We start from the raw sequence: 11,218 nt of genomic DNA on the forward strand, positions 1-11,218 counted from the left end.
AGACTTCCCTCGACCATCGAGCGCACCGGCAACCCGGCCGGTCACTCCCACACGCCCTGACCCGCGTCCAAGATCATCGGGCTGGACCGGCCGGGCACCGAGACCTCGTCGGTGGATCAGGGCTGAGCGGTAAGGCCGGTCCTGGTCACGCTGCCGCCGCACAGGACGGGGCTCGGCTGGTCGGGACGGCAGTAACCGCCTACCTCCAGCCGCATCTTGCGGAGCGAGTGCACCCGGACAAGCCAGATTGGCACTGATTGGCAAGCCCTTGGTGCTCGCAGTCAACCACAGTCCTCTGCCGCCGAAGCAGACTGATGCCGATCACGACGATCACCGCGAATACAACAGGTCAGGCGGTGACGCGGGGCGGCTGGGCAAGCAGGCGAGGTCATAACGACGCGCCGGCCAGCCCAGCCGCACCCATGACGACCGCGTGGACCTTGGAATCGACTCTTAATCTTGGAGTACGCGCCGCGATGCGACCTCCCGTGCCTCACACCGCCCAACGTTGGTTATCCCGTCGGTCGGACTCCGAGCCCGATCCCGATATGACTGCCCTCGGTTGGCTGTTATCCGAGACGGCGGGCTACGCCGTGCGGCGCACCTGGCCCGACGGTTTGCACGAGCTGCTGTGTTTCCGCAGTCGTCAGGCGCGGGTGGAGCGGCTGCTCGCGCGCGACATGCGCAGCTGGCAGCGGGGACCGATACGGCCGGTGGCCTGGCATGTGGTCCCGGTCGACCTGCGGTCCTACCGGGCGCATGACGGACGGTGCCCGGATGTGTCATGTGTGCTTGCCGGGCTCGGTACTGGCGGTGATGCGCGATGACGACGCAGGGGCTGACCCGCCGGCAGATGTCCGGCGGCGGGGTGTGGCTGTTCCAAGTCGGTGCGAGCTCGCCGATGGCGGTGCTGGCCGGCGGCATCGTCGCCACCTACGCCAGCACCGCGGTCGTGGCCACCCCGCTGACGTTCCCGCTGCTGGGCGCACTGCTGGGTCTGCTGGCGGTGGGATATGTGGCGATGTCGCGGGCGGTGCCGAACGCGGCGCCCGCCTACGCGTTGCTCGCACACAGTTTCGGGCCGGTGACCGGGCTCGCCGGCGGTGCCCTTGCCTTGGTGTTCTACTCGGCGATTCAGATGAGCCTGTACGGGCTGATCGGCTTCACCGTCGCCACGCTGCTCGGTGGCAGCTGGGTGTTGTGGGCGGCCGTGGTGTGGCTGGCGGTGGCGGTGTGCGGGCTGCTGCACGTGTCGATGAGCGCTTTCGTCGTCGGCGCCGTACTGTTCGTCGAGCTGGCGGTGATCACGCTGTTCGACATCGCCGGGTTTGCTCACCCCGCCGGCGGGGTGATCAGCGTGACGCCGGTCACGTTCACGGGGCTATGGTCGCCCGGTATCGGCGGCGCGTTTGCGCTCGGGATTGCGGCGTTCATCGGCTTCGACACCGCCCCGGCCTACTCCGAAGAGGTGCGCACCAGCCGCAGTATCGGCCGCGCGACGCTCGCCGCGCTGCTGTTCATGTCGCTGTTCTACTGCACGTCGGCGTGGGCATTGGCGATTGCGGTCGGTCCCGACCAGGTCGCTGCGACGGCCGGTGACCCAAGCGCCGGCTTGCCGTTCGCGTTGTTCGATCGGTGGTACGGCAGCGGGCTGAGCCTGCTGGCCACGCTGTTACTGATCACGAGCGTGACGGTGGCCATGCTCAGCTTCCACAACACCATCGCCAGGTACCTGTTTTCGATGGCCCGGGAGGGCGTCCTGCCCGGGTGGCTCGCCCGCACCGGAACCAGCGGACGGGCACAGGGCGCCCCCACCGGCGGATCGATCGTGCAGAGCGCCTCGGCGCTGATGGTGGTCGGCGTGTTCGTGCTGGCCGGTGCAGATCCAATGCGGGTCGTCTTCACCTGGCTTTCTGCCGCCGGTGCCGCCGGAATCCTGGTGATGCTGGTGCTCATCTCCGCCGGCGCGATCCGGTTCTACCGCCGCGGCGGCGGCACCAGCGAGGGCTTGCTGGTTACCACCGTGCTGCCCGCGCTGGGCGTGGTCGCCGGCGCTGGGGTGCTGGTCATCATGGTGCTGCACCTGGACTCGCTGTTGCAGATCCCACCCGACTCACCTCGACAGCTGATCATCCCCGCCGCCGTGGTCGGCACGCTCGTTGTCGGCGTTATCTGGGGCAGCGTGCTCAAGGCCCGGGGCGCCCGGGTGCTCAACGATGTCGGCAAGGGTAGACCCGACCCGCTGCGCGTGCTGGACCAGCGCCTGCAGGACCTCGATGTTTGAGCCGCGTACGGCAGCGTCAGATGGGCGTCCGGGCGGCCAGCACGCCGCGGGGCCGTTCGATTCCACCGCGCACGGGCCTCGTACCGAAGCCGACCCGTCACCGCCGTGGTGGAGACAGGCGCCCACCAGTGAGATGCCGACCACGCCGGCACGACGGTTGGCCGGCGACCCGCGCCCGGGCACCGGGCGGCGTCTGTATGCCGTCCCGCCACCTGACACCAGCGCGCCGCCCGTGCCGGACCGGCCGGCGGTCGACGTCACGCCGTCGTTCCGGGGAGCGGTCGCCTCTCGCCTGCGCAAGTTCTCCTTCCTGCATGCCCGGCACGCGTGGGAGCAGCGCCGCAGCGACCCCCTGGCCCCGCACGGCGTCGCGTTTTTCTATCTCGAGCCGAAAGCGCCGCAGTTCGACCAGCTGCGCACCGCGACCAGGATTCTCCTAGGCGACGACGAGGCTGCCTCGTTGCCCCACCTGCTGTACGGGCTGGCCCGGCACGCCCGGGACGGCTTCTCCACCGATCCCACCTTCGACCCGCGCGTCGCTATGGCCAACCGGGTCGACGGCATGTCGCGCAGCGCAGTGTTCGCCGGCGTGGGGGTCGTCTCGCTCGACACGCCGCACGGTAGCTGGCGGGACGCCCAGCACCGGGCGCGTGGCGAGCAGGATCTGCCGGGCCGGTGCTATGCGCGGCTCATCGACGGCACGATGCTGCTGATGGACCGCGGCGGCGAACCGCAGTTCAACGCGCTGACGGTGGAGTGCTCCGTCCAGGACGGCAACACACAGTACGACACGCCAAGCATGCTCTGGCGGTGGAACCCCGTGCTTGCCGAGACCGCCGAATCCGATCCGACGTTCCACGTCTGGCGATGGATAGGTGAGCTTGGGCGCATCATCGACCACGGATCACGGTCGCGGTGAGCGTCACGAACACGGTGCCAGACGATCCCACCGTGCTGGGGCGGCTCGAGCAGCTCCATGTGGCACTGCTCGAGCACGGTCGGTTCGACCTCGGCTTCCCCGGCGCGACCGACCTGCCGGACATGTCGGCGCTCAGCCAGTTCGACGGGCTCTTACTGAACAACGTCGGCCACCCCTTCGCGCCCGGCGGCGCATACCGGCTGCACACCAGACACCTCGAGTACGAGGTTGTGGGGGTCGTCGCCGACATGTTCGAGGCGCCGTTGGACAACCGCACTGGCTACATCACCAGCGGCACCACCGAAAGCACGATGTGGGCGCTGTGGCAGGCCCGCCGTCAGCTGCCCGCGGCGACCGTCTTCACTTCGGCCGCCGCGCACTACAGCGTCGCCAAGGCGGCGGAGCTGCTGCGGATGCGCCTAAAGATCATTCCCACGGACAAGCGCGGCGAGCTGCGTTACGACCTGCTCCACGCCGCGGTCGAGCGCCACCGCCGCCAGCGGCGCGGTACCGGGGTGATCGTGGTGGCCTCGATCGGCACCACGATGACCGAGGCCCTCGACGACGTCGCCGGGATCGGCCAGGCGCTCGACGCCGCTGGCGCCGACCCCGACCAGCGGTGGATCCACGCCGACGCGGCCCTCGCCGGCATCCCACTGGCCCTTGTCGACCCCGCGGACCGGCCAGCCTACAGCTTCCCGGCCGGCGCCCACTCGGTCGCCGTCTCCGGCCACAAGTTCCTGGCCACCCCGTTTCCCTGCGGCATCGTCGTCGCGCTCGCGGACCGGCACACCGGGCGGGGCAACATCACCTACACCGCGGCGCCGGACAGCACCATCGCCGGCTCCCGGTCGGGGCACGCCCCGCTCTGGCTGTGGTACCTGCTGCGCCACTGGGGGCTGCCCGGCCTGCGTGCCCGCGCCGAGGCCGCCCGTGACCTCGCCCATTACACCGAGCAGGAGCTGCACCGGGTAGGCGTGCCGGCATGGCGCGCCCAGACGCAGGCGTTCACTGTCGTGTTCCCCCGCCCGCCCCAGCCGCTGCTGGACCGGTGGCCCCTGGCCACCGACGAGCACGGCCGCGCCCATGTCGTGTGCATGCCCGGCAAGACCCGCGGCACGGTCGACGCGTTCGTCGACGACCTGAGCCTCGCCGTCTCTGACCCCGATGCGCTGCCCGAGGCCCTCGCGTGCTGACCCTCGCCCCCGTTCGACTGTTGTATCCGCTGGATGCGCATCGCACCCTGCGCGAGGCCAGCCGCCACCCGAACCTTCCCGTCTACTGCATCCGGCTCGCCGCCGTGGTCACCTGGGCCAGGACCGACGGCCGTTGGCAGGCACCGTGCCTCTGCTGCGGGACCCCGATCCGGCTCGAGCCGCTCGACGTCGAAACGGCGCTCCCGGCCGCCGAGCCCCGCCGCGACACCGGCGTTCGACCGCTACCCCGACGCCTTCCTGGCCGCGTGGCAGAGCCAGTTCTGGCTCGACGCCGGCCTGCGCCGACACACGCACGCCGCCACGGCGATCGCCCGCTTCGCGGGCTGGGCCGGGTGGATCAACACCGACGCTGAGACGGCCCGCGACCTTGCCGTCGCCTGCCACCTCCGCAGCGTCGTCGGGCTGCGCGCCGTCATGCGTCGCCTGTCCGCGGCGGGCATGATCCACTCCACGGCGGTCAGGTGGGCACTGCGTCTGCCGACTCCCGCGGGATGGCCCGCCCAGCGGCTGGCAGCCGCCGCCGACCGCGGGCTGGAGGAGCCGCGGCCCGCCGCTCGGCTCTCAGACAACGGCCGGTTCGGCGGCGCACGATGAGCTGGCGGCGGTGTACTGGGTGGCGTTCGGCGTGTACGCCTGGACCGACGCCAACAACGTGGCGGTCGTTGGCGTCGCCTGCGCCGTTATCGGCGGCCTGGTGTTCGGATAGCCGCGCTGCCCGTGACCGTCTCTGAGCCCACCCGCCGGGCGCATCTTCGGCAAGAAACCCCGCAAGCCGTGCAGAAGTTCGCCATAGTCGGCATGGCCTCGGCGCGGTGCGCCAGCGCGTCGGGCTACGGCGGGCTACTCGCGTGCTTGGCCGTCGACGAGAAACCGAAGCTCACCCGGCTGATCGTCGAGCAGGTCGACGTCGACGGAGGTGTCGTCGCCGTGGCGCTTCACCCAAGGATCTCTGTGCCCCGGTCGATCGTCGGCCACCCTTGGGTGCCGAGCCTGTTCGCGGTACGCCTGCGGTGACACCCCGAACTGCGACCGGAACAGCCGGCTGAAGTGGGCCTTGCTCGGGAACCCCCACTGGCCAGCGATGCCGGAGACCGAGCGCTCCAAGAGAACGAGGTCGCGTTTGCAGCGGTTAAGGCGAAGTGTCCGAATCAGTTCGGCGACCGTCGACGGCTCGTCCTGGAACAGTCGGTGCAGCGTACGGACGGATACGTTGTGGGCGTCGGCGACCAGTTTCGGGCTCAGCCTCGGGTCGCTGAGGTGCTCATCGATGAACGCCTTGATGCGCGTGCGTAGTGCACGGTGTTGAGCCTCCAGCGGGAGGCTGGTCGTGGCGTCGAGTTGTTGAGCGAGCATTGCGACGATCAGGTCGAGTGCGGTGTTGCCAAGGAACACCGAGTCGGACTCCTGGTACTGCTCGGGATGCTTTGCGATCTGGAGCAGGTAGTGCGCCAGCAGCGCCCCCAAGCCTTCCCCGGAGCGCAGACGAGCCGCGAACAGTTGGCCGATCTTCGCGCGAGGCAGAGGTATCAGGGAGTAGGGGACGAGGACGGTAATCGACGCTGCCCGCCCACCAGCTTCCGTTGGCGAGTTGGCGCTGTGCGATGCCTCATGCGGGCGGGAGGAGTCGACCAGGGCGAAGTCGGCGGGTTGCAACGCCGACTCGCGACGGCCCTGCGCGATCACGCTGCGGCCGGTAGTAGGCAACGACAGCTGGTACAACTCCGGGTCACTGCGACGGATCTGTCTTGGCGTCCGTTGGGTATACAGCGACGGGTACTTGAACGATGAGACCCGGATGCTGCCGAGTGACGTCACGCGCAGCCAGGCGTTGAAGTCCGCGGCGTGTTCGCTCTCGAAGCGCTGCGGTAACGCGTCACGAGCAATAAGGTCTGACCAATAGTCGAACCGATCCCTGGCAGGCAGCTCCGACAGGTCGACTGTTTGCGTCGTGAGCAACGCGGCACCACCCTCCACTAGCATCCCGTTCGGTTTCGAATGTCGTCAATCCCGCCGCGACAATACAGACGAATTGATGGACGGCCCCGATGATGTCCCGGCGATTGTGCCCAGGAGTTGACAATCCGTGCCACGTCGTTGCCCTAGTGCGCCAAAGCGCGATCCGGCGGGGGCCACTGCACCAGATCACGGTCGAGATGAAGGCAGCCTATCCGGGCTGTTCATCGGAGGAGACGGTGGCGAGGATGCCCAGCTCCCGCAACGCGTGCCAGCGGTGTTCTGGGACCTTGCCGGCCTTGTAGCGCTGCCGGATATTGCTGATCCACTCGCCGAGCTTGAAGCCGGATGGAGTCACATAGCCCCTCGGGACGTTCAGGTGGCCACGTTCGCGGGCGTAGCTCGCTGCAGCGGTGTACCCGCGGGTCCAGAGTTGCTCGCGCGTTGCTGACGCCCCCCAGTTCATGCCAATGGCGGTGAGCGCGTCGCATTGCTTGGCGGTCAACTTGACTGATCGCTGGCGCTGGATCCTGACCCACTCGCCCAGGCCGTAGCCGTCGGGCGTTTTGTATCGCCACGGCACGTTGAGGTGACCGTACTGCTGCCGGAAGCGGCGGGCGTGGATAAGTGCCCGGTGCCAGCTCCGGTCCCACGGCGGGTTCCAGTCCGGGTCGAGGCGCTCCAGCGAGGCCAGGCGTTCCGGCGGGATGGCATCGCTGCGCGCGCGCAAGTTGGTCAGCCACCATCCCAGCTTGACTCCGTCCGCGGTGGTGTAGGTGCCGACCGGGTGCAGGTGACCATGTTCCGCGACGTACGCCTCGGCGGCGGCATAGGCGGCGGTCCACAGATCGTCGCGGACGTGCCAGATCATGCCGATGTCGTCGAGCATGGCGACGCGATGGTCGGGCAGGCGCCGTTGGGCTCGAGCACGACGTTGGGTGTTGAGCCATGCGCCGACCGCCAGGCCGTCCTGGCTGACCCACCGCTGCGGTATCCGCAGATGCCCGTGCTGGTGGCGATACGCAGCCGCCGCTGCGAAGTACCGCTGCCACTGCCGTTCGAAGGTGCCCTCGACCTCGACCGCGGCCGCGGTGATGGCGTCAAGGAAACCGTCAGGCAGCGGCACGCCCTCGGCGTGCAACCAGCCAGGCAGCGCGGGGCGGCTCTGGCCAGGCTGCTGCAGACGGTGCCGGCCGCGGAGGTCGTCGAGCGCTGTGGCGGCACGTGCGTCGTGCGCCCGCAACGCTCGCAGCACCTCCCACACGCCGGCGTAGGGAGAACGGTGGCCGAGCAGGTCAGGCTCTTGGCCGGAGAGAACCAGCACCGGGATGATCATGGTGGCGATCTTGTCGGGCTGGTCTCCGCGCCGAAGGCCGCGGCCTACAGCCTGAATCGTCTCGATGGTTGAACCTCGAGGATCGGCGAACATAAGCCCGTCAACGGCTGGCATGTCGACGCCTTCGTTGAGCAGGCGGGCGTTGGCTACCACCACGAGCCGATCGTCGTCGCCGTGCAGCTGATCCAGCACGTCGCGGCGTCGGCTAGGTCTGTGCGCCGCCGCGAGATGCATGGACGACAACCGCTGCGGATCACGGCCGACGGCCCGCGCGGTGAGCGGCAAGGTCGTGGCGAAGTGCTGAGCGCGGGCAACGCGGGTGTGGAATGTGATCACCCGGCGGAGCGCGTACTGGTCCGCGGCGCGCAGCAACGTGATGTGCGCCGCGATCGCGCCGGCGTCGACCGGTCGACCGGCAAGCTCGAGAAACGGGTGTTGGTGGATCAGGTCGCGTACCTCAGCTTCGGCGACCACGCTGACGAGCACCCGATAGTCGGCCAGCAGCTCAAGGTCGATAGCCGACGCGAACGACAAGCGGTGGACCACCGGTCCGTAGACGTCGGGGTCGTCCATGGAGACGACCTGGATTTCGCGGCCGATGTTGGCGGTGATCAAGCGGGGTGTGGCGGTCATGTACAGCCGGCGCCGGGCCGGTATCTGCGCATCAGCGTGGACAGCCGACCACGGCCGGCCCAGGTCACCTGCTGTGCGATGCGCCTCGTCGACAACCACCAGGTCCCACGGCGGCATGGCGTGGTCGCGGTGCGCGGCAGCCACCGGGCCGGCCAGGCTGGCGTAGGTGGTGAACACGGTGCAGCGACCGGCGGCAAGGTGGTGCAGGTGCTGCGGATCGGTCGTCACCTCGGCATGCAGATCGAGCGCGTGGCGGCGGGTGAGTGCCCGGTCGGAGCAAACGGCGACAACCCGACCGAGCCCGGCAGCGCCAATGGCCAGGCGGTAGGCGTCGATCGTCTGCGCAAGCAGCTGGAGGGTCGGCACGACAACCAGAACGCGACGAGCACGCAGCCTACGCGCGACCTCAGCGCCGCTGCGGGTCTTGCCCGATCCACACGCGCCGACCAAGGTCGCCCGACCGCTGTGTCGCAGTTCGACGACCGCCGCGGCGGCAGCGTCGGCCTGGTGCTGCCACAGCGGGGGCGCGATGGATGTGGCGGGCACGTCTACGCGGCGCGCTGCGAGGACCCGGTGTCTGCCACGCGACCACGATAAACCCACGCTAAGATTCGCGGCTATGCCCATGTCTCCCGCTCAGCGGGCTGGATTCGACCGGGCACGCAGCGAAGGTCGGCTAGGACGGCCGTCCACGCTACCGCCGGCGATCCTCGACCGGATGCGCGCCCAGCGAACCGCCGACTGGACCAACGCTGAGATCGCGGAGAGCCTGAACCGCGACCGCGTGCCCACAAGCCAGGGTGCCGCACGGTGGTCGGCGGAAGCCGTGCGCCGAATACTCAGACGCCTGGAAAGCGTCGATATCGGCCACCCATCGAAGATCATCTCAGTCGGTCCGCCCCCGGACCTCGGCCGCCCTCGGCGCAGACGAGCGCCGACCGGCGACGACGCCGCTGCAATCCAACAGCTCTACAGCGCCGGCACGCTGACCGTCGAGGCGATCGCAGAGCGGTTCGGAACGACCAAGGCGGGCGTCTACGCCGTCCTGGATCCAGCAACGACCGGCGGCAGACCCAACAGCCCGAGGAAGGTCAAGAGCGACGGCATTCGCCGATCGCTCAGGCCCGGTGAAATCGACCAGCTCCGCCGGATGCAGGCGGTTGCGGCCGGCGTACGGGCAACGATGCCGGCCGATCACCCCGACCGGCGCACGAGTCGGGAGTATGCTGACCTGCTCGCAGGCTATTTGGCGGCTGGGCTGACCATGGAATACCTCGCCGGGCTGGTCGGGGTCAGCCGTGCGGCGCTCATCCGTCGCCTGGGCCGCTACGGGCATCGGCCGATGTCTCCGTCGGTGACGGATCGGACGATAGCACCACTGCAGGAGCCCTGAGGGCTTCCAGGCCCCTGACCAGCAGCGGCGTCGTCATCCTCAGGAAGCGACCGGCACGGATGCCGCGGCATCAAAGGTGTACCTGACGTTCGTCAGCTCCTCGGATCGCGACCACAGCCCCCGAGCAAGATCGCGGTCCGACGAGTCGCCCTTCATGCGGTCCAGCCCGGCTGGCCCCCGAGTGTGGCCCATCCGCGTTGGACCGATGTACTCGCCGCCCTGCATGTCCGGGGCCGTGGCGGCACACAGAGTGGGCAGAGCGCCGCGTGCCGCTGGCTGTGTCGTGATCTTCTTCAGCATTCCGAGCAGGGTTGTGCCGATGCGGGAAGAGACCAGTTCGCGGGAGAGGTTGGTTGACGAGAAGCCTGGATGGCATGCAAGGCTGATCACGCGCAGACCGGCTGCGCTGAGACGCCGGTTCAGCTCGCTCGCGAACAGAACGTTCGCGAGTTTCGAGGCGGCGTATGCCGCCCAGGGGTCATACCGCGGTGGCACCGGAAGGTCCTCGATGCCGATTCGGCCCCGCGGGTGCACTTTGCTGGAGACCGTGACGACACGGGCAGCCCTCGACGCGGCCAGGCGCACCAGCAACAGCCCAGTAAACGCGAAGTGACCGAGATGGTTCACAGCGAGCTGCATTTCGAATCCGTCGGCGGTAAGCCGCTGCTGGCGCAGAGCCATGACGCCGGCGTTGTTGATCAAGAGATCGACGCAGGCGAACTGGCCGCAGACTCGGTCTGCAGCAGCGCTGACCGAGCTCAGATCGGCCAGGTCGAGGACGACCTCGACGACCTCTGCGGTCTCCACCTGGGTGCGAATCCGATCGGCTGCTGCGTGCATCGCCTCCGGATCGCGACACGCCAACACCACCCGCGCTCCGCGGCTTGCCAGCATCTTCGCTGTTTCAAATCCGATACCTGAGGTCGAGCCGGTCACCACCGCGGTCTTGCCCGTCAAGTCAGGAATATCGTCTGCAACGAAGCCCAATCCGACTCCCTCATCGTCTTCTGCTGTTGAATCTTCTTCGCCGTTTCTGGGCACGTGGCTGAGCGACGCAGAACCTGGCACGCATTGTGCTGCGTCGACACGCAATGGCGGCGGGGCCTGCAGCCCGGAGCCAGGCCCGCTGCGGTCACGAACACCGCGCGGTTTAGGCCATCGGCGACGGTGACCACGCCCTCCGCGACCATGGCACGGACGTGCGTGCGCGCTGGATCACCATCTACCGACCATTAGCAGCTTCCTGGTCGAGGCGATCGTGCTGCGGCTCATGCCGCCAGCGGTAGATCGTCATCCAGGCGATGCGAGCCTCAGCGGCCATATCAGGCACGGCGGCTCGCTCAATGACGTACCGGCGGCGCAGGCATGCATCGCGGACCGGTCTCGACTCCCGCTCGAAGTCGTGCTGGACATTGGTGGCGGCCTCCCCGTCTTGCCTGTTAGCGCCAGCCGCTCACAGCGATCCGGACGACAGATGCATGTC

8 protein-coding genes are annotated in these 11,218 nt (G+C 68.7%); 5 read left to right on the plus strand and 3 right to left on the minus strand.

Annotated features, from left to right (window positions below; genetic code table 11):
* Positions 1-901: 901 nt before the first annotated feature.
* The 4 genes from ABD901_RS53660 (at position 902) to ABD901_RS53675 (ending at position 5,014) form a co-directional block, all read left to right on the plus strand.
* Positions 902-2,284 carry an APC family permease gene (locus ABD901_RS53660; RefSeq protein ID WP_345142822.1) on the plus strand — a complete coding sequence of 461 codons (1,383 nt, stop codon included), beginning with the start codon at positions 902-904 and terminating at the stop codon, positions 2,282-2,284.
* 232 nt (positions 2,285-2,516) lie between these two features.
* Complete coding sequence (locus tag ABD901_RS53665; RefSeq protein WP_345142743.1) at positions 2,517-3,203, plus strand: hypothetical protein; 687 nt, start codon at positions 2,517-2,519, stop codon at positions 3,201-3,203.
* Entirely contained in the window at positions 3,200-4,399 is a 1,200-nt protein-coding gene (locus tag ABD901_RS53670) for a histidine decarboxylase (RefSeq protein WP_345142746.1), read from the plus strand. Before ABD901_RS53665 ends, ABD901_RS53670 begins: the two co-directional genes overlap by 4 nt.
* Positions 4,400-4,432: 33 nt before the next feature.
* Positions 4,433-5,014 (plus strand): hypothetical protein, encoded by a 582-nt coding sequence (locus ABD901_RS53675; protein WP_345142749.1) that lies wholly within the window; start codon positions 4,433-4,435, stop codon positions 5,012-5,014.
* 246 nt (positions 5,015-5,260) lie between these two features.
* Here ABD901_RS53675 and ABD901_RS53680 read toward each other — a convergent pair whose 3' ends face one another.
* Together ABD901_RS53680 and ABD901_RS53685 are read right to left on the minus strand one after the other, a co-directional pair.
* Complete coding sequence (locus tag ABD901_RS53680; protein ID WP_345142752.1) at positions 5,261-6,376, minus strand: AraC-like ligand-binding domain-containing protein; 1,116 nt, start codon at positions 6,374-6,376, stop codon at positions 5,261-5,263.
* A gap of 208 nt (positions 6,377-6,584) precedes the next feature.
* Complete coding sequence (locus ABD901_RS53685; RefSeq protein WP_345142755.1) at positions 6,585-8,888, minus strand: DEAD/DEAH box helicase; 2,304 nt, start codon at positions 8,886-8,888, stop codon at positions 6,585-6,587.
* 172 nt (positions 8,889-9,060) lie between these two features.
* Here ABD901_RS53685 and ABD901_RS53690 point away from each other — a divergent pair, with 172 nt between their 5' ends.
* Complete coding sequence (locus tag ABD901_RS53690; protein ID WP_345142758.1) at positions 9,061-9,735, plus strand: hypothetical protein; 675 nt, start codon at positions 9,061-9,063, stop codon at positions 9,733-9,735.
* Between the two features lie 39 nt (positions 9,736-9,774).
* On the opposite strand, the gene ABD901_RS53695 is transcribed toward ABD901_RS53690, so the two are convergent.
* Positions 9,775-10,776, minus strand: a complete 1,002-nt coding sequence (locus ABD901_RS53695; protein ID WP_345142761.1) for an oxidoreductase — start codon at positions 10,774-10,776, stop codon at positions 9,775-9,777.
* Between the last annotated feature and the right edge of the window lie 442 nt (positions 10,777-11,218).

Origin of the sequence: Dactylosporangium darangshiense (assembly GCF_039537565.1) — a bacterium.
GTDB classification, from domain to species: Bacteria; Actinomycetota; Actinomycetes; order Mycobacteriales; family Micromonosporaceae; genus Dactylosporangium; species Dactylosporangium darangshiense.